The 17,890-nt window shown below is 69.6% G+C and carries 14 protein-coding genes; 4 read left to right on the forward strand and 10 right to left on the reverse strand.

The features are described from left to right. Window positions 1–58 precede the first annotated feature (58 nt). Window positions 59–1,270 carry an MFS transporter gene (locus E5843_RS12890; RefSeq protein WP_141066061.1) on the reverse strand — a complete coding sequence of 404 codons (1,212 nt, stop codon included), beginning with the start codon at window positions 1,268–1,270 and terminating at the stop codon, window positions 59–61. Window positions 1,271–1,394: 124 nt separating this feature from the next. Continuing rightward, the gene (locus tag E5843_RS12895; protein ID WP_166816025.1) at window positions 1,395–3,287 is read right to left on the reverse strand and encodes a PAS domain-containing hybrid sensor histidine kinase/response regulator; all 1,893 of its coding nucleotides are present in this window, start codon (window positions 3,285–3,287) and stop codon (window positions 1,395–1,397) included. 227 nt (window positions 3,288–3,514) lie between these two features. Between E5843_RS12895 and E5843_RS12900 the strand changes: the two genes are divergently transcribed. Continuing rightward, the gene (locus tag E5843_RS12900) at window positions 3,515–4,756 is read left to right on the forward strand and encodes a serine hydrolase domain-containing protein (RefSeq protein WP_208542753.1); all 1,242 of its coding nucleotides are present in this window, start codon (window positions 3,515–3,517) and stop codon (window positions 4,754–4,756) included. A 64-nt stretch (window positions 4,757–4,820) separates the two neighbouring features. Here the strand turns inward: E5843_RS12900 and E5843_RS12905 are convergent, their stop codons facing one another. From E5843_RS12905 to E5843_RS12915, 3 genes are all read right to left on the reverse strand, one after another. Beyond that, the gene (locus tag E5843_RS12905) at window positions 4,821–5,660 is read right to left on the reverse strand and encodes an SDR family oxidoreductase (RefSeq protein WP_141066063.1); all 840 of its coding nucleotides are present in this window, start codon (window positions 5,658–5,660) and stop codon (window positions 4,821–4,823) included. Further along, entirely contained in the window at window positions 5,657–6,823 is a 1,167-nt protein-coding gene (locus E5843_RS12910) for a catalase family protein (RefSeq protein ID WP_141066064.1), read from the reverse strand. Before E5843_RS12910 ends, E5843_RS12905 begins: the two co-directional genes overlap by 4 nt. Before the next feature lie 180 nt (window positions 6,824–7,003). Continuing rightward, window positions 7,004–7,711: an outer membrane protein gene (locus E5843_RS12915; protein ID WP_136412864.1), complete on the reverse strand. Its 708-nt coding sequence runs from the start codon at window positions 7,709–7,711 to the stop codon at window positions 7,004–7,006. A gap of 274 nt (window positions 7,712–7,985) precedes the next feature. On the opposite strand from E5843_RS12915, the gene E5843_RS12920 reads away from it, so the two are divergent. Beyond that, window positions 7,986–8,822: a class I SAM-dependent methyltransferase gene (locus tag E5843_RS12920; protein ID WP_136412865.1), complete on the forward strand. Its 837-nt coding sequence runs from the start codon at window positions 7,986–7,988 to the stop codon at window positions 8,820–8,822. 31 nt (window positions 8,823–8,853) lie between these two features. Here the strand turns inward: E5843_RS12920 and E5843_RS12925 are convergent, their stop codons facing one another. From E5843_RS12925 to E5843_RS12935, 3 genes are all read right to left on the reverse strand, one after another. After that, window positions 8,854–11,457, reverse strand: a complete 2,604-nt coding sequence (locus E5843_RS12925) for a bifunctional diguanylate cyclase/phosphodiesterase (protein ID WP_244240785.1) — start codon at window positions 11,455–11,457, stop codon at window positions 8,854–8,856. A gap of 891 nt (window positions 11,458–12,348) precedes the next feature. Continuing rightward, a complete protein-coding gene (locus tag E5843_RS12930; RefSeq protein ID WP_136412866.1) occupies window positions 12,349–12,597 on the reverse strand; it encodes a hypothetical protein in 249 nt (82 codons plus the stop codon). Window positions 12,598–12,698: 101 nt separating this feature from the next. Beyond that, the gene (locus tag E5843_RS12935; protein WP_136412867.1) at window positions 12,699–13,199 is read right to left on the reverse strand and encodes a hypothetical protein; all 501 of its coding nucleotides are present in this window, start codon (window positions 13,197–13,199) and stop codon (window positions 12,699–12,701) included. Window positions 13,200–13,501: 302 nt separating this feature from the next. On the opposite strand from E5843_RS12935, the gene E5843_RS12940 reads away from it, so the two are divergent. Then, on the forward strand, window positions 13,502–14,446 hold the full coding sequence (locus E5843_RS12940) for a manganese catalase family protein (RefSeq protein ID WP_136412868.1): 945 nt from the start codon (window positions 13,502–13,504) through the stop codon (window positions 14,444–14,446). Between the two features lie 106 nt (window positions 14,447–14,552). On the opposite strand, the gene E5843_RS12945 is transcribed toward E5843_RS12940, so the two are convergent. Then, window positions 14,553–16,151: an MFS transporter gene (locus E5843_RS12945; protein ID WP_136412869.1), complete on the reverse strand. Its 1,599-nt coding sequence runs from the start codon at window positions 16,149–16,151 to the stop codon at window positions 14,553–14,555. 195 nt (window positions 16,152–16,346) lie between these two features. Between E5843_RS12945 and E5843_RS14450 the strand changes: the two genes are divergently transcribed. Next, window positions 16,347–16,697 (forward strand): excalibur calcium-binding domain-containing protein, encoded by a 351-nt coding sequence (locus E5843_RS14450; protein WP_141066066.1) that lies wholly within the window; start codon window positions 16,347–16,349, stop codon window positions 16,695–16,697. Window positions 16,698–16,783: 86 nt separating this feature from the next. On the opposite strand, the gene E5843_RS12955 is transcribed toward E5843_RS14450, so the two are convergent. After that, entirely contained in the window at window positions 16,784–17,599 is an 816-nt protein-coding gene (locus tag E5843_RS12955; RefSeq protein WP_136412871.1) for a DUF4142 domain-containing protein, read from the reverse strand. Window positions 17,600–17,890 lie beyond the last annotated feature (291 nt).

Genomic DNA, 17,890 nt, shown 5'->3' on the forward strand with positions numbered 1-17,890 from the left:
GTGGCCCGGACAGGACCGCGCCGCACCCGCGACAACGGCTGCGAGCCGCCGGCGCCGATCAGCCGGTGATGGCGGCCTCGCGCAGGCGCCGGGCGTCGCGGCGTGCCCACGCGTACAGCAGCAACCCGGCCACCGCGGTGGCGGCGCCGACGTAGCCGGTCGAGGTCCAGCCCCAGCCGGCATTGATCGCCAGTCCGCCGAGCCACGGGCCCAGTGCGTTGGCGGTATTGAACGCGGAATGGTTGGAAGCCGCGGCCAGCGTCTGCGCGCCGCCGGCCACGTCCATCAGGTGTGCCTGCAGCACCGTTGCCAATGCGCCCATGCTGCCCACGGCGACCACCGCCAGCAGGATCGACCACGCCGAACGCGTCGCCAGCGGGAACAGCAGCAGCACCACCAGCGACCACACCAGCACGATGCCGGCGGCGCGGAAGCGGTAGCGGTCGGAGAGCCAGCCGCCGACCAGGTTGCCGACGATGGCGCCGATGCCGAACGCGACCAGCCCCAGCGGCACGTGGCGCGGCGCAATGCCCGTCACCTCGATCATCGTCGGTGCGAGGTAGCTGAAGACGCAGAACATGCCGGCGAAGCCGATCGCGCCGATCGCCAGCGCCAGCCACACCTGCGAGCGGTTGAAGTCGCGCAGTTCGCGGCGGATGTCGTGCCGGGGTTCGTGCGGATCGGGCGGCAGCAGCCAGGCCACCAGCACCATGGTCAGCACCGCGAGTACAGCCACCAGCGCGAACGCCCAGCGCCAGTCGGCCACCTGCGCCAGCCATGCCGCCAGCGGATTGCCGACCAGCAGCGCCACCGACAGGCCCAGCATCACCCGCGCCATCGCCGTGCCGCGGCGCCCGGGCGGGCTGATCGACGCCGCCACCAGCGCCGCCACGCCGAAATAGGCGCCGTGCGGCAGGCCGGCCAGGAAGCGCATCGCGATCAACGACAGGTAACCGGGCGCCAGCGCACTGGCGAGGTTGCCGAGCACGTACAGCGCCATCGTCGCCAGCAGTAGCGCGCGTCGCGACAGACGCGCACCGAGCACGGCCAGCAGCGGTGCGCCGACCACCACGCCCAGCGCATAGGCGCTGATCGAATGGCCGAGCTGCGGTTCGCTGACGCCGAGGTCGGCGACCATGTCCGGCATCATCCCCATCGGCGCGAACTCGCTGGTGCCGATGGCGAAGCCGCCGATGGCAAGCGCGAACAGCACCCAGCCCTGCTGGCGCGGGCTGAGCGGGTGATGATGGAGGACGGGCGGCGGGGTCATCGGTTCTGCGTCGGGAAGCCGCATATTGTGCGACGCAGCATCCGGCCTGCCTACCCGCGCGCCGCTTCGCGGCAGTCGGGGTTCAGGCCACCGAAGCCATCGCCGGCCCGCCGAGTCAGCCGGGTCAGCCGGTCACGGGATCCGCGCCCGCCGCCTGCCCGACCAGTGCCCGATGCGCGTCCTGCAGCAGCGAACGCAGCAGCGCGATGTCCGGCGGCTTGGTCATGTGGTGGTCGAAGCCGGCGGCTTCGGTGCCGGCACGGTCGCGCGCCTGTCCCCAGCCGGTGATCGCGATCAGGCGCATGCCCGCCCCACCCGGCACCGCGCGCAGCCGTTGCGCCACCTCCAGCCCGCTCAGTTCCGGCATGCCGAGGTCGAGCAGCGCGACGTGCGGCATGTGCATCTGCGCCATCGTGAGTGCGGCGTGGCCGTCGTGGACGACGATGGTCTCGGCACCGAATGCGCTCAGCCACTCGCCCATGCTTTCGGCGGCATCGCGGTTGTCATCGGCCACCAGCACGCGCAGTCCGCCGAACGGCTTGGCCGCGTTGTCCTCGACCCGCGACGGCGTTTCGCCACCCGGCGTCTGCAACGGCAGCCGCACCACGAATTCGGCGCCCTGCCCGGCGCCGTCGCTGCGCGCGCTCACGTTGCCGCCGTGCATCTGCACCAGGCTGCGCACCAGGGCCAGGCCGATGCCCAGGCCGCGGGTATCGGCGCTGCGCTGGCGGTCGACCTGGGTGAACAGGTCGAAGATGCTCTGCAGGTGCTCGCGCGCGATGCCCATGCCCTCGTCGCACACGGAGACCACCGCCTCGCCGCCCTCGGCCTTCGCCGTCACCCGGATGGTGGTGTCCTCGCGGCTGTAGCGCGCGGCGTTGTTGAGCAGGTTGACGAACACCTGCCCCAGCCGCACGGGATCGGCACGCAGCCACAACGGATCCGCCGGCAGGTCGACCTGCAGCGTTTGGCGGTTCTGGTCCAGCGTCGGCTGCACGCTCTCGGCGGCATTGCGCAGCACCGAGCCCAGCGGAATGTCCACCGCGCGCAGTTCGATGCGGCCGCGGGTGATCCGCGACACCTCGGTGAGGTCGTCGACGAGATGGGTGAGCTGGTCCACCTGCCGCATCAGGATGTCCAGCATGCGGGCGCCGGTTTCCGGATCCTGGTTGAGCTTGAGCACGTACAGCGAGGTGCGGATCGGCGCCAGCGGATTGCGCAGTTCATGGGCCAGGGTGGCGAGGAACTCGTCCTTGCGCTGGTCGGCCTCGCGCAACGCCTGCTGCTGGCGACGACGCGCGGTGATGTCGGTGAACAGCAGGGCCACCAGGCGCTCAGCCGGATCGCCGATGCGGAAGGCATAGACCTCGAACCAGCGGTCCATAGCGTCCGAGCCCGCTTCGAAGCGCTCCGGTTCACCGGTGACCGCGATGCGGCCGTAGATCTCGAACCAGTGCGGCTCGAGGTCGGGCAGCATCTCGCGCGCGGTGTGTCCCACCGGGTCGACCAGCCCGGTGTGGCGCGAGAACGCCGGGTTGACCTCGAGGAAGCGGTAGTCGCGCGGCTGCGTCCTGTCGTCGAACAGCATCTGCACGATGCAGAAGCCCTCCTCGATCGAGTCGAACAGCGCGCGGTACTTGTCCTCCGAGCGGCGCCGGTCGTCGATGTCGATGACCGAGCCGGCAAAGCCGGCGAAGCTGCCGTCGGCGGCATGCCGCGGGTTGGCCGCATCCAGCATCCAGCGGTAGCGCCCATCCCGGCAGCGCACCCGGTAGTCGATCGTGAACGGCTTCACCAGGCGCTGGGCACGGGCGAGCCGGGTACGCGCGATGGGCAGGTCGTCGGGATGCAGGGCGTCGAGCCATCCGAAGCCGAGCGACTCCGCTTCGCTCTGCCCGGTCATCTCGTGCCAGCCGCGCGACATGAAGGTGCAGTGGCCGTCGGCATCGGTCACCCACAGGATTGCCGGCGCGGTATCGGCGAGCCTGCGGAATTCGAGGGGTTCGTTGGGGCTCATACCGGGTCCGTGGGGCCGAAGGCACCTGGGCCGCGAACGCTGCGCGTTGGCATGTCCAGGCATTGGCAGGACGGCCAATGTAGCCGACCCCGTGTGGAGCGGCGAGCACGCCGCCGGTGCGCTTTCCTCGCGCGAGGGCGCCGGCGAACCGCTGCTGGCGGCGCGCAGGCGACGCCGGTGGACGGCACCTGCGCTATACATCCCCTGCTCCCGCTTCGAGGAATTGCATGCGCACCCACCGCCTGATGCCGTCGAGCCTGCTGGTGCTGGCCCTGGCGTCCACCACACTGCACGCCGCCGAACCGGTGGCGACGGTGCGGATCGCCTTCGACCGCGCGCACGTCACCGATGTGCAGGCGACCGGCCACGCGGACCTGCAGGGCGCGCGTGCGGTCACCGCCGATGATCCGGTGCGGATCGCCTCGATCTCCAAGCTGGTGGTCGCGCTGGGGGTGATGCGCCTGGTCGAGACGGGTGCGCTGGATCTCGACGCCGACGTGTCCGCATTGCTGGGCTGGCGCCTGCGCCACCCGGTGTATCCGGACGTGCCGATCACCCTGCGCCTACTGCTGTCGCACCAGGCCGGGCTGACCGACGACGCCGGCTACTGGCAGGTGCCGCTGGATGGCGCGCTGCGCGAGCTGCTGGCCGATCCGCGCGCCTGGGATGCCGCGCATGCGCCAGGGCAGTACTTCCGCTACGCCAACCTCAACTTCCCGATCGTCGCCTCGGTGATGGAACGCGCCACCGGCGAGCGCTTCGACCTGTTGATGCAGCGGCTGCTGTTCGCGCCGCTGGGGCTGTCGGCCTGCTACGGCTGGGCCAGCTGCGACGACGCCCGCGTGTCGCGCGCGGTGATCCTCTACGACAGCGACCGCGAGTCCGGTACCGACGACATGCGTGCGGGCCGTCCTGCATGTGCGGTGCGCCCGGCCAGCGATGGCAGCTGCGACCTCGCGCACTGGCAGGCGGGTCGCAACGGCGCGTTGTTCTCGCCGCAGGGCGGACTGCGCATTTCAGCGCGCGAGCTCGCCACCATCGGGCGCCTGCTGCTGGGCGATGGCGAGGTCGACGGCGTGCGCCTGCTGTCGCCGGCATCGGTGGCGACGCTGCTGGCACCCGCATGGACGCGCGCCGGCGACAACGGCGTCACCGCGGAAGAGGACGCCAGCGGGCAGTCGCGCGAGGGCTTCTTCTGCCGCTACGGCCTGGCGGCGCAGACCCTCGCGACCGCCATGCCCGGCTGCCGCGACGATCCCTTCGGCGATGGCCGCGAGCGCGTCGGCCACGCGGGCTCCGCATACGGCCTGCTGTCCGGGCTGTGGCTGGACCGCGCCGACGGCACCGGCGTGGTGTACTTCGCCACCGGCATGCACGACGCCGCGCCGGGCACGCGCTCCGCGTTCACCGCGATCGAAGAGCGTCTTGCCGCCGGCGGGATTCCCGCCGCCACCACCGGCAGCGAATAGCCGTAGCCCGGAGGACAAGCGCAGCGCATCCGCGAGGCGCCTGCCCGTAGCAACCGATCCGCGTTTACAGGATCGGCGTGCCACCGGTGACCGCGTAGCGCCCACCCGTCATGTAGCTCGCCTCGTCGGAGGCCAGCAACACGAAGATCGGCGCCACTTCCGCCGGCTGGCCCGGACGCTTCAACGGCACCTGGTTGCCGAACTCCTTCACTGAATCCGGCGGCAGCGTGGCCGGGATCAGCGGCGTCCAGATCGGGCCCGGTGCCACCGAGTTCACCCGGATGCCCTGGTCGGCCAGCATCTGCGCCAGGCCCGCGGTGAAGTTGGCGATCGCGCCCTTGGTCGCGGCGTACGGCAACAGCCCCGGGTTGGGCTTGTCGGAGTTGATCGAGGTGGTGTTGATGATCGACGCGCCCGACTTCATGTGCGGCACCGCGGCCTTGCACAGGTGGAACATCGCGGTGATGTTGACCTGGAAGGTGTAGTCCCACTCCTCGTCGGGGATGTCGTCCAGCGACTCGCGCGACATCTGGAAGGCGGCGTTGTTGACCAGCACGTCGATGCGGCCGAATTCATCGACCGCCTGCTGCACGATCGCGCGGCAGTGCGCGGGATCGGCGAGTTCGCCGGGCACCAGCACGCAGCGGCGACCGGCCTCCTCGACCCAGCGCTTGGTTTCCGCGGCGTCCTCGTCCTCGCTGAGATAGCTCACCAGCACGTCGGCACCTTCGCGTGCAAACGCGATCGCGACGGCACGGCCGATGCCGCTGTCGCCACCGGTGATCACCGCGACCTTGCCCTCGAGCCGGCCGCTGCCGCGATAGCTGGTCTCGCCATGGTCGGCCGGCGGATCGAGCTTCTTCTCGACGCCGGGGACTTCCTGCTGCTGTGCGGGCTGGTTCATGTCGCCTCCGGAGGTCTGGGGGCGCCCACGCTAGGCCCGGCGCCGTCCAGATGCCGTGAGCCATCCACCCCGTGCATGCCCTCGAACGGGCAACCGATGGCGAACGGTCCCATCCGGTCCTCGCGGAACGCCTGCGAACGTTCGTAGGTGCGGCGACGCAGACGCATGATCTGCCCCAGCGGACGGTGCGCTTCCACGCCGAGCCACGGACTGAAGGCCATGCCGTCGTCGACCACCGCACTGCGCGCCTCGCTCCACGCGGTCTGAGCGGGTACACGCACGGTGGCGATGGTGCGGTACGGGCTGAGGCCGGTGTCCCATTCCGCACTGGCGTCCTCGAGCGGCATCTCGTCGATCGAGGTGCACAGCTGCGCACGCAGCTCCCACACCGCCTCGTCGCGGGCGAAGTGGTCGATGAGCGCGGTGCGCAGGGCGTCGTCATCGGCAAGATCGAGCCGCTGGTCCGCCAGCGCCTGCATCGTCGGCGTCATCGGCACCAGTTGCAGTTTCGCGATGTGGTCGCCGAAGCGGTGCGGCACCTGGGTGAAATACGCCTCGCCCAGCGGATGCACCGGCGGCTGGCCACCCATCGCCTTGAGCGCACTGCTTTCGCCGCCCAGCGCTTCCAGCGCGCGCTCCGTGCCGCGGGCAATCGCCGAGACCAGCTCCTTGGTGCGCGGCACGCGGTCGGTGGTCTTCGCCAGCAGCCGCAACCCCTGCAGGAAGGCGTGCCCGTCGGGCGCGTTGAAGCGCGGCGCGTTGACCAGCAGGAAATCCTGGCTGCGCAGGTGTTGCGCGCCGTCGAGGCGCTCGCCAGGCACGTCGCACAGGCGCAGCGCGATGCCACGCGGCGTCGATACGCGGTCCGGCAGCAGGTCGCCCGGCGTGGTCGACAACCGCAACATCGCGCGGTACTTGGCCGGCTGCCCGAACACGCCCTGCGCAAGCTCGGGTGGCAACGCCGGCACCTCGACTTCCGCGGCCAACAACGCATGGCTCTTGGCATGCACGGCGCGCAACGCACGACCCTCGTGCTCCCAGGTCGTGCGGACGATCTCCATCAGCACATGGCCAAGCTCGAGCTCGAGTTCCGCTTCGCCTTCGCGCGGTTCGGCCATGCGGTCGTCATAGCGCGCGTAGTGAATCGCGTCGGATGCGGTCATCGGGCAGCTCCATCGGGACCAGGGCAGCAGACAGTGCTGCGCGGCCGGTCGCGGGATCGTGCACGTCGCCGATGTCGCCCCACACCGGAGCCCGGGCTTCTGGCGCGATGGCGCGCACGACTCTCCGTAAGGAACGGGCGCCACGAGGTGGCGCCCGTTCGGGGACTGCTGGACGTCAGCTCAGAACGCGTATTCCGCCGTCAGTCCAAGCAGCGCGGTGGAGCGCTTGGGACCCTCGAAGGTCACGCCGCTGACCGGATCGCGCAGGTCGCCGGACTTGGCGCGGAAGTAGTCGTAGTGCAGGCCGACGCTGAAGTTCTCGGTGGCGTTCCAGCCCGTGCCCACGCCGGCGTACCAGCTGTTGCGGCCATCGCGGCCGCCACTCTCGAGGCCGAGGTCCTGGCCGACCGAGTTGTAGTAGGTCGCGCTGTTGTCGGAGGCACGGAAATAGCCGCCGCGCGCACCGACGTACCACGCCGGGGTGACGTGCCAGCGCGCGTTGCCGCCGACATGCCAGCCGCGCAACGCGTTCTCGTCATCACGCTGGTCGACGCTGTCGTCGCGGAACGCATTGCGTACTTCGAGGTTGCCCAGGTCGGTGTAACCGCCTTCGATACCGAGGCCAAAGGCCGGCGCCAGCTTCCAGCGATACCCGGCGGCGAGGCCGTAACCGGTGCGGCGGCCTTCGCGGCTTTCGAAGACATTGAAGTCGCCGGTGCCGAAGCGATCGGCGGTGCCGCCATCGGTACGGCCGACGTTGCCAGCCACGAACCAGTTGCCTTCGCCCACGGCAAGATCCGGGCGATAGGTATCGCCACCGGACTGGGCGAACGCAGCGGGGCTCAAGGCGATGGCCGCAAGCGCGACCGGGAGCATGGATTTCTTCATCGGGGGACTCTCCTGTTCTTTGGCATTGACCCGCGACTGCGCGGGTGAGCGGTGGCCTGATGGCGAAGCCGCGGCGGCAGTTAAGGGATGCCCGACTGAAGCGCATCACAACGTTGACGCCGTGCTGACGCGTCGTTAACGCGCGGGTTCAAGGCCTGTTCAAGGCGATGACACCGGCGTGTGCATGCACGGGCCCTGCGCCGTGATCGCCGACACATGTCGCGGCCAGGACGCGACCGTTTACGATGCGCGCCTCCCCGCGACTCCCATTGCCATGTCCCGATACGACGGACCGTTGCTCACCCGCGAAACCGCGACCGCACTGCTGTCCGCACGCGCTGCAGGCACGTGGACGGGCTCGCTGGATCTGGGACGCAGCGAAGACACCGTGACGCTCGGCGATGAAGACTGGCTCTGGCGGAGCCAGCCGCAGCCGTATCCGGGCGTGCTCAAGGACCGCACCATCTACATCCGCGACGGCACCGACTGGATGCCGGCCGCGCGTTACGCGCGCTCGCTGATCAAGCTGGTGCCGACACCGTGGGGCGTGCCGACGTTCGAGATCGACGGCATCAAGATGCTGCCGACCGCGCGCGAATCGCCGCTCGACGATGCGCGCCGCAAGGTCGCGCTGGTGGCGCCCCGCGGTAAGGTGATCCTCGATACCTGCGGCGGTCTCGGCTATTTCGCCGCCTGTTGCCTGGCCGCGGGCGTCGCGCGCATCCATTCGTTCGAGAAGAACGAGGACGTGCTGTGGCTGCGCAGCCTCAATCCGTGGTCGCCCGATCCCGATGCGGCCGACACGGGCGGTCGCCTGCAGCTGCAGCATGCCGATATCACCGCGGCGATCACCGCGCTGCCGGCGGCATCGATGGATGCGGCGCTGCACGATCCACCGCGCTTCGGCATCGCCGGCGAACTCTACGCCCAGGCGTTCTACGACCAGCTGGCACGGGTGCTGCGCCCGCGCGGCAGCCTGTTCCACTACACCGGCAGTCCCAACCGCCTGACCAGTGGCCGCGATGTGCCGCGCGAAGTGGTGCGCCGGCTGGAGAAGGCGGGCTTCCGCGCCCGGCCCGAACTCGACGGCGTGTTCGCCACGCGCCGCTGAGCTCGCGTTCCGGGCGCGCGCACGGCCGGCCTCAGTCGCGCTGGAACACCACCCGTTCCGGCATGTGCAGGGCGAAACCCTGGCCGTAATCGACGCCGAGTTCGTCGAGCACGCCGCGGGCGCCATCGTTGTCCACCCATTCGGCGACGACCTTCAGCCCGCGCTGGTGGCCGATCTGCACGATCGCGCTGACGATGGTGCGACTCATGGCGTCGGTATCGACTTCGCGGATGAAGCTGCCGTCGATCTTGATCACGTCGACCGGCAGGTTCTTGAGGTAGCCGAACGAGGACATGCCCGAACCGAAGTCGTCGAGCGCGATGCGGCAGCCGGCCGCACGCAGGCGCTCGATCACCCGGGTGACCTTGAGCAGGCTGCGCACGGCGACGGTCTCGGTGATCTCGAAGCAGATCCGCTGCGCCGGCACCTGGTGGCGGGCGATGCACTCGAGGATGAAATCGGCGAGGTCCTCGTCGTCGATGCTCGCGCCGGAAAGATTGATGGCGCAGGTCTGCAGACCGGCCGCGGCGGGGTGCAGCCGGGCGAAGTTGGACAGCACCGTCCCGATGACCCAGCGGTCCACCGCCGGCATCAGGCCATAGCGTTCGGCCGCGGGCAGGAACGCGCCCGGCATCACCACCGTGCCCGCCTCGTCGCGCAGGCGCAGCAGCAGTTCGATATACGGACCATCCAGCACGGCCGTGGTCAGCGGCACCACCTCCTGGTAGTCGAGCAACAGGCGGCCCTGTTCGAGCGCGCCGCGCATGCGGTTGGCCCATTCCATTTCGCCATGCCGGCGGGTGGTGTCGTCGTCCTCGCGGTACAGGTGCACGCGGTTGCGGCCGTTCTCCTTGGCCAGGTAGCAGGCGCTGTCGGCCCAGGCCATCACGTCCTGCAGCGTCGCGCCGGCGCGGTCGGACATCACCACGCCGATGCTGGCGCTGACCGAATGCGTGCGGCCCTCCCAGACGAAGCGCACGCTGTCGATGCAGCGGCGCAGCCGCTCCGCCAGCGCCAGCGCTTCCTCCTCGTTGACCGCGTAGGCCAGCAGGCCGAACTCGTCGCCGCCCAGGCGCGCGAACAGGTCGCCTTCGCGCAGGTTCTGGCTGATCGCCAGCACCATTTCCACCAGCATCTGGTCGCCGGCGCGGTGCCCGGACAGGTCGTTGATCAGCTTGAACTGGTCAACATCGAAGTACAGCAGTGCGAACGGCGGCGTCTCGGGGTGCGCGCGGTGCGTGGCCAGCGCCAGCGTGAGCCGGCGTTCGAATTCGCGGCGGTTGCACAGCTCGGTGAGCGCGTCGTGCGAGGCCTGGTAGCGCAGCCGCGCATTGAGTTCGCGCTGCTCGCTGATGTCGGTTGCGGTCAACAGCATGTGCGGCTGGCCGTCGACCACGACCGGCGCCAGCGACACCCGCGCCCAGAAGGTGCCTTCGCTGGTGGTGATCTCCATCTCGCGCTCGTCCCAGCCGGCCTCGCGCCCGCTGGCATCGGCCACCTCCATGCGCGGTCCGGGGTCCTTGTAAAGCGCATCCAGGCGGGTGCCGACCACCTCGCCAAGGCGCCTGCGCGCGAACTGGTTGGCGTAGGTGATGGTGCCGTCGCTGCCGGCCAGCAACACCAGTGCCGGCAACAGCTCGTTGAGGGTGCGGAAGCGCGCCTCGCTCTCGATGAAACGCGCGCTCATCCGCTGGCCCAGCGCCAATGCCCGCCGGTGGGTACCGGCGATCGACCACAACAGCAGCGCCGCAAGCACGCTGACCAGCGTGCCGAACAGCAGGATCGACCGCGAACGATCGCTGTCGAGTCGCGGCGCCAGCGGCTGCAGCCGCAACTCCCAGCGACGGTCGCCGAACTCCAGCAGGCGGGTCAACGTCGGCGTCGGTCCGCCGGCTGCCGGCTGCGTCCGGCTGGTGAACACACGATCGTCGCCGACGGCGTCGAGGTCGCGCAGGTCGACGTGCATGTATTCGAGGATCCGCCCCTGCAGCGCGGTACGCACCAGCGGCTCCAGCCGCAGACTGATCGCCAGGGCACCGAGTTCGCGGGCGCGGCGCTCTTCCACGCTGTCGGGCACCTGCCCGCGCGAGTACACCGGCAGGCGCAGGGTGATGCCGCGGCCGGCATCATCGGCGTCACTGAACTGGGCGAGGTGGAACGGTGCCGACATCGACGGGTGGTCCGCGTCGCGCGCTTTTTCCAGCGCGGCGAGGTTGTCGGGCTGGGTGGTGACGTCGAGCCACAGCAGCGCTTCGTTGCCTTCCAGCGGCGACAGCAGTTCGTACCGGTAGAACGGCGCGCTGTCGGGCACGCCGGGGTAGCGTCGCGCGAACGCGGTGACGATGTACCCGGGCAGGTCGTCCACCGCGCGCAGGTTGTCGTGGTAGCGGGTGAAGGTCGGCTGGTCGATGTCGCCGGCCGACAGGAACACGGTCTGCATCGCCCGCAACGCCACTGCGGCATCGTCGAGCCCGTCGCGCAACCGTGCCTGCGCGGCATCAGCCAGGGAGTTGTAGAGCATGTCCGCACGCGCGCCGGCATCACGCATCTCGCGCCGTGCCAGCTCGGCGGTCAGCGCAAGCCCCACCACCAGCACCAGCAGCGCCCACACCAGCGGCGGCAGGGCCTGGAACACTCCGCGGCCGGCAACACGCTCTCCAGGTGGCTGGGCTGGAACGGAAACGGCCTGTCTGTCCTTGTTGCGCATGGCTGGCGTCGATCGGCGTCAGGCCGACCCGTGGCTCCTGCGACCCGTGGCCGGCGGTGACCCTGGCGGTATCGGGTTGAACAGGATTTTCTTGACCATCGGCAGGGTTCCATTCCGGCAGCGAGCGACCCGCACGTCCGCCGCGAGGCCCGCAGTCATCCTAGCCCGGAGCCGCGTACGCGGCGCAAGACGCAAGGCCGGCGATGACGAAACCGTGCAATCGAACATCGACGTCGACGGCGTTGCGTGGCTGAACAGCGCGCGCCATGTCGACGCGTCATCGCGGTGTTGAGCGCCGATTAAACGCATGGCCGGGAAGTCACATCGGGATCACCGGACGCATGTCCATTCTGCGCACCCGTCCAGACAAATGGAGACAGAAATGGGACTTTTCCGATTGATCGCGGCCAGTGCGGTGGGCGTGGTTGCCTATCGCGCATGGCAGCGCCGCCAGGGCACCGGCAACACGATGTTCTCCAGGAGCCACTCCAGCAGCGCCGACGACGGTGGACGCACGCAACCACATGGCGATCCGCTCGATGACATGGAAGGCTCGACCTACGGCAAGTCCGGTTCCTCTTCGATGGGGAACGGCGGCCAGTCCGGTCGCGGCGCAGGTGGCGCCGGCGGCAGCGGCAGCGCCGGCTCGTCCGCGGGCGGCATGGGTGGCTCCAGTTCTTCGGGCACGTCCGGCATGGGCGGCTCGGGCTCGGGCAGCTCGGGCAGCCAGGGCGGTTCCAGCGGCAGCGGTGGCGGGTCCACGACGGGCAGCCACGGTAGCGGCGCCACGGGCGGCGCCGGCGGCTCCAGCGGCTCGGGTTATTCGGGCAGCGCGGGTTCGGGCAGCAGCAGCGGTTCGAGCGGAAGCAGCGGCTCGGGCAGCAGCACCACGGGCTCCGGCTCGGGCAGCAGCTCGGCTTCGGGCAGCACCGGTTCGGGCAGCGGCTCGGGCAGCAGCGGCTCCAGCGGTTCGGGCAGCACGGGCTCCGGCTCGGGCGGTAGCTCCGGCTCGGGCAGCAGCGGTTCGGGCAGCACGGGCTCGGGTAGCACGGGCTCTGGCAGCGGCACGTCCGGTTCGGGCAGCAGCGGCTCCGGCAGCAGGATGTAGGTTCCACACCCGCCCGGCGCATTGCCGGGCGGGCGTTGGTTGGCCAGTAGCCCGCTATCCGTCAGCCACCATAGCTCCAGGTCTGCGCCTGACCGCCATGGTCGCGCACCCGCCACATCGAACGTGACAGTTCTCCCTTGGAGCGGCTGCGGCTCAGCAGTCGTCCACCAAGGCGCGCAGTGCTGGTCGCCTCGACCACCGCCCTGCGTCCACCCGGCATGATCTCGATCCGGGTGATCTCATAGCCGAAGTCGATGCCCACCAGACCACCGGTCTGGTTGTTGATCACGCGCATCAGCGCGATCGCGTCTTCCATCTGCTGGCATGCCGCGCGACGGTCCATCGTCTGGCGATGCGCGGTGCCGTCCACGTGCTCGACATTGCGCAACTCGAAATCGGCCGCCATCGGCTTGCAGATGGCCTCACTGTCGAACGCGATCAACGCTTCCAGCTGTTGGCGGTAATGCGCACGTACGTCGGCTTCCGAGATGCGCCGGCCGTTCTCGTGCGCCACCAGCGCCACCACGGCAAGCAGCAATGCGACAAGCAAGTTCCTGACCATTCCTTTTCCCCCTTGGTGTCCATGCGATGGCTGCCAATGCAGCCCTGCAGCCGGACATCCCCATGCCGGTTGCAGGCGGCCATCGTAGTCGCTGTGCTTCATTTTTCGAATCACCGGCGGCCGATGGATCGACGCAGCCAATCACTGCGCGGGGCTGCGCATGTGCCCGCATGAAGCCATGCGCGCGCCGGTCGCTGTTTTCCACGCCGCATGCGCGGAGGTTCGCATCGCCTTGATCCCCTGCAGGCGGAGACTGGCTCCCGGTTGTCGTCCTGGCAGCCGGCCACAGGAGAGAACCCCCCATGTTCAGCCACAACAAGCGACTGCAATACACGGTCCGCGTGAGCGATCCGAATCCCGCGCTGGCCAACCTGCTGCTGGAACAGTTCGGCGGCCCGCAGGGCGAACTCGCCGCTGCGATGCGTTACTTCACCCAGGCCCTGGCCGACGAGGATGCAGGCCGTCGCGACATGCTGTTCGACATCGCCACCGAAGAGCTCAGCCACCTCGAGGTGATCGGCTCGCTGGTCGCGATGCTCAACAAGGGCGCCAAGGGCCGCCTGGCCGAGGCGGTCGAGACCGAGGCCGAACTGTTCCGTTCGCTGCAGGGCAACGGCTGCAGTTCGCATGTCACCCAGGTGCTGTACGGCGGTGGTCCGGCGCTGATCAACTCCGGTGGTCAACTGTGGAACGCCGGCTACATCGACAGCATCGGCGAGCCCACGGCCGACCTGCGCTCCAACATCGCTGCCGAGGCGCGCGCGAAGATCGTCTACGAGCGGCTGATCAACGTCACCGCCGATCCCGGCGTCAAGGACGCGCTGACCTTCCTGATGACGCGCGAGATGGCGCACCAGAAGTCGTTCGAGAAGGCGCTGTACTCGATCGAGCCGAACTTCCCGCCGGGCAAGCTGGCCGGCATGCCCGAGTTCGAGGAGATGTACGTCAACACGTCGCAGGGTGAGGGCGACATGCGCGGCCCGTGGAACAGCGACGAGAACTTCCGCTTCGTCTCCGACCCCGAGCAGTACACTGCGGTCGACGGCGGCGACGGCAGCGCGTCGGTGGCGCTGGATGGCATCGAGGCGAAGACGCTGGCGGCAATGGCCATGCGCGGTACTTCCGCACCGGACGGGAACCCGTTGACCGGCATCGAGCTGGGCAAGGCCGAAGGCACCATGGCGATGACCGCACCGGTGAAGCAGGACGCTCCTGTCCAGGGTGACGACACCGATCGCCTGGGCTGATGCATCACGTCCCCGGTCGTCTCACGACCGGGGACGCATACGCATGGAATGCGCCCGCGTGACCGCTGCAATCCATCATGATCGCGCGTCGCCCCGGCATCCGTGATCAGGCGAAGCGCGCCTGGATCTCTTCCAGCCGCTGCCCCCGCGTCTCCACGCCGCTGCGGCCGAGCATGAGCGCCGAGGCCGCCATCGGCAGCGCCAGCAGCGCGGCCGACAGCGCGAAGTGGTCGAAGAACCCGAGTACGCCCAGGCCCGCGCCGAGGATGCCGCCGAATTTGGAACTGGCGGCGATCACGCCCGAGCCGGTGCCGCGCAGCCGCAGTGGATAGATCTCCGCGGCATAGGGAATCAGCATCGCGATCACGCCGCTCACGCTGATCAGCAAGGCGGCGATGGTGGCGGTTGTCAGTGACGCCGAACGCACGCCCAGCGCATCGAGCGCGGCGAACGCCATCAGCGTCGCCGCCGTCAGGCCCAGGAACAGCACCAGCGACCTGAAGCTGCTCCAGCGGTAATACAGCCAGATCACCAGTGCGATCCCCGGTAGCGCGTAGAACGCCGAGCGCGCAAGCAATGCGCTGGCCGCCGCCGCATCGACGCCGAGTGCGGTGAGGTTGGTCGGCAGCCACAGCAGGAAGCCGAAGTTCACCAGGCCCCAGGCGGTGCCCGCCACCAGCAGGCTCCACGAGATGGCCGCGTGGCGGCCGCGGACGAGATCGCGGGTGCCCAGCACCGGATGGCTTTCATCGATGACCGGTGGCGGCGGGTGCGCATCGTCGTCGCGCTCGACGCGGCCACCCGGGCCGGCGAAACGCGCCAGCAACGCGCGCGCCTGCGCATGCATGCCCATGCTCGACAGGAAGCGTGGCGATTCCGGAATGAAGCGGTTGAGCACGATGATCAGCGCGCCGGTAGGCAGGCCCAGCAGCCACAGCACCCGCCAGCTGAACATCGGTTCCAGCACCGCTGCCGCGCCGGCGGCCAGCAGGTAGCCACCGGACGTACCCAGGCCACCCAGCGCCACCAGCAGCCAGCCGCGGTGATGCGCCGGCACGGTTTCCGCCATCAGGGTGAAGGTGATCGGCAGCAGGCCACCTGCCGACGCGCCCATCAGGAAACACATCGCGAGGTTCCAGCCGAACGACGGCATCGCGCCGCAGATCGCCGTGCCGATGAACATCAGCGCCGACAGCAGGATGGCCGAGCGTCGTCCGAAGCGGTCGGCCACGCGCCCCCACACCACCGAGCCGACGGTGGTGCCGGTGAGCGCGAACAGCGCCAGCACGCTGGCGCCCGAACTGTCCATGCCGTACTCGGCGCGCATGCCCGGCATCACGAAGCCCAGCGTCGCCGGCTTCATCACGTCGATCGCCAGGGTGACCACCAGCACCGTCACCAGCGTCCAGTGCGCGCGATTGAGCGGCACCCCATCGGCCACGTGGAAGTTGAGCGGCGCGCTCATGCCCGGCTGCATGCCGGTCGGCGCGCGCGGCAGCATGCCCCAGGCCGACAGCGCCAGGCCGATCGGAATGATGGTCATGCCGACCCACATCTCCGTGGTCATCGCCATGCCGACCATCTGCCAGTGGGTGTGCTGGCCCATCATGAACATCGGCCCGTGCGACAGCACACCCGCCGTGATCAGCGCGCATCCCATCCAGAACGCGATGGGATGGTGGAACGAAAATCCTGCTCGACTCATGGCGCCTCCCCGGAGAGCGCGCATGGTAGCGCCGGCGACGACGGGCGATCGCCGGTGATTTGCGATGGCGCCCGCCGGACGGCAGGTGCGTATGTCGAAGGTGGGCGTTGCCGTCGATCCGCGGGGCGCGGGCACATCCACCGGACGGCACGCGCCATGCAAGGGTTCCGTGGTCGAATGACCGGGGACCCGTCCATGCGAACGCTCTTCCACCTGTGCACGGCGGCGCTCGCGCTTGCGGCTGGCACGGTGCACGCACATGGCGGCGGCCTCGATCGCCACGGCTGCCATCACGACCGCAAGAACGGCGGCTACCACTGCCATCGCGCGTCCGCCGCGGCCCCGCCCGCCCGCCCGTCGCCACAGCGACTGGCACCGGCCCGCATCGACTCCAGCCCGGTGCCTGCGTCGCGGGGTGCATTCCGCAACTGTGCCGAAGCGCGCGCCGCGGGTGCAGCCCCGGTTCGCCGCGGCGACCCCGGTTACGCTCCCCACCTCGATCGCGACGACGACGGCATCGGCTGCGAGCCGTATCGCGGGCGCTGAAGCAGCGCACCGGTTTCGCGGATCACGACGAAAAAAACGCAGGACCCGAAGGCCCTGCGTGCATGTCCGCGCTGGTCAGCCAGTGATCAGCGCTTCGCAGACTGCAGCGAGCGCGCCGTTTCCAGATGGCTGGCGATGGCGGTGCGGGTGGTCTGCAGGTGGCGGGTCACCCCGGCGTCGGTGGCATTCGGGATCAGCTCGTTGTCGAGCTTCGCCAGCGCCTCCTCGTGGCCCTTCACCATCGCCGCGAGCCAGGGGGTCACGTACTCCTCGCCCTGCAGCTGCGACAGGCGCTGGCGCTCGGCCTCGTGCTTTTCGCGCATCACGCGCAGGTCGGCGTCCTCGGCCATCCCGGAGCCGCCGGCCATCGCGTCGGTCGCGGTGGTGCCGGTGGTACCGGCGCCGGCCGGCCCGGTGGTCGAGCCCGCGGCGGCACCGGTGGTCCCGCTGGTGCCCATGCCCGTGCCCGTGCCCGTGCCCGTCATGGCGTCATGGCCGGCCATGCCGGTGCCGGCGCCGCTGCTGCCGAGCAGGCGCTGCGTGGCATCGAGGTTGCGGGTGTGCTCGTCGCGCAGGGTCTCGGCGTAGGCGCGCACATCGCCTTCGACGTTCTTCGCCAGCGCATCTTCGGCCGCGGCGATTTCGTGGCGATCGACTTCCTGCACGGCCGCGAGCGCCTTGTGGTCACCCTGGGCGCCCCGCTGCCCGGCCGTCGCGGACGTGGCTGCGGCCATGGTGGAGGCATCGGCGCCGGTATCCATCGGCGTGGTGGCCGCGGCGGTGTCGCCTGCGGTCATGCCGGCGCCGACGGTTTCGTCGCCGGTTTCGTCGTTGTTGTTGCCACCGCAAGCGACAAGGCCAAGCGCAAGCGAGGCGGCAAGCAGGGTGGTTGCGGATTTCATGGCGATAGCCTGGGGGAGGTGGAGTCGCGAACCTACGCCCGGCCATGGAATAGCGCAGTGAACGCCAAAGACAGCGCGTTCGTGAAGGACTCGCGAAGAAAGAGCAGGCTCCAGCAAGCGACCCCCGCGCCATGTCCTTGGCAATCAACGTCCCACGTCATCCCCGCGAAGGCGGGGATCCAGGGACTTTGTTACCAACCACGACCGCAACGTCCCCCGTGCTTCTGCCGCCGAGGATCACGCCCACATCCGTGCCGAGGTGCGCAGTCCCACCAGCGGGCCCGCCCGATG

The organism is Luteimonas yindakuii (genome assembly GCF_004803715.2).
In the GTDB taxonomy this organism is placed as follows: domain Bacteria; phylum Pseudomonadota; class Gammaproteobacteria; order Xanthomonadales; family Xanthomonadaceae; genus Luteimonas; species Luteimonas yindakuii.

Bases quoted from the DNA above. Each gene is read 5' to 3' on its own strand.
- E5843_RS12890 (WP_141066061.1), bottom strand. From the start codon at position 1,270: ATGACCCCGCCGCCCGTCCTCCATCATCACCCGCTCAGCCCGCGCCAG.
- E5843_RS12895 (WP_166816025.1), bottom strand. From the start codon at position 3,287: ATGAGCCCCAACGAACCCCTCGAATTCCGCAGGCTCGCCGATACCGCG.
- E5843_RS12900 (WP_208542753.1), top strand. From the start codon at position 3,515: ATGCGCACCCACCGCCTGATGCCGTCGAGCCTGCTGGTGCTGGCCCTG.
- E5843_RS12905 (WP_141066063.1), bottom strand. From the start codon at position 5,660: ATGAACCAGCCCGCACAGCAGCAGGAAGTCCCCGGCGTCGAGAAGAAG.
- E5843_RS12910 (WP_141066064.1), bottom strand. From the start codon at position 6,823: ATGACCGCATCCGACGCGATTCACTACGCGCGCTATGACGACCGCATG.
- E5843_RS12915 (WP_136412864.1), bottom strand. From the start codon at position 7,711: ATGAAGAAATCCATGCTCCCGGTCGCGCTTGCGGCCATCGCCTTGAGC.
- E5843_RS12920 (WP_136412865.1), top strand. From the start codon at position 7,986: ATGTCCCGATACGACGGACCGTTGCTCACCCGCGAAACCGCGACCGCA.
- E5843_RS12935 (WP_136412867.1), bottom strand. From the start codon at position 13,199: ATGGTCAGGAACTTGCTTGTCGCATTGCTGCTTGCCGTGGTGGCGCTG.
- E5843_RS12940 (WP_136412868.1), top strand. From the start codon at position 13,502: ATGTTCAGCCACAACAAGCGACTGCAATACACGGTCCGCGTGAGCGAT.
- E5843_RS12945 (WP_136412869.1), bottom strand. From the start codon at position 16,151: ATGAGTCGAGCAGGATTTTCGTTCCACCATCCCATCGCGTTCTGGATG.
- E5843_RS14450 (WP_141066066.1), top strand. From the start codon at position 16,347: ATGCGAACGCTCTTCCACCTGTGCACGGCGGCGCTCGCGCTTGCGGCT.
- E5843_RS12955 (WP_136412871.1), bottom strand. From the start codon at position 17,599: ATGAAATCCGCAACCACCCTGCTTGCCGCCTCGCTTGCGCTTGGCCTT.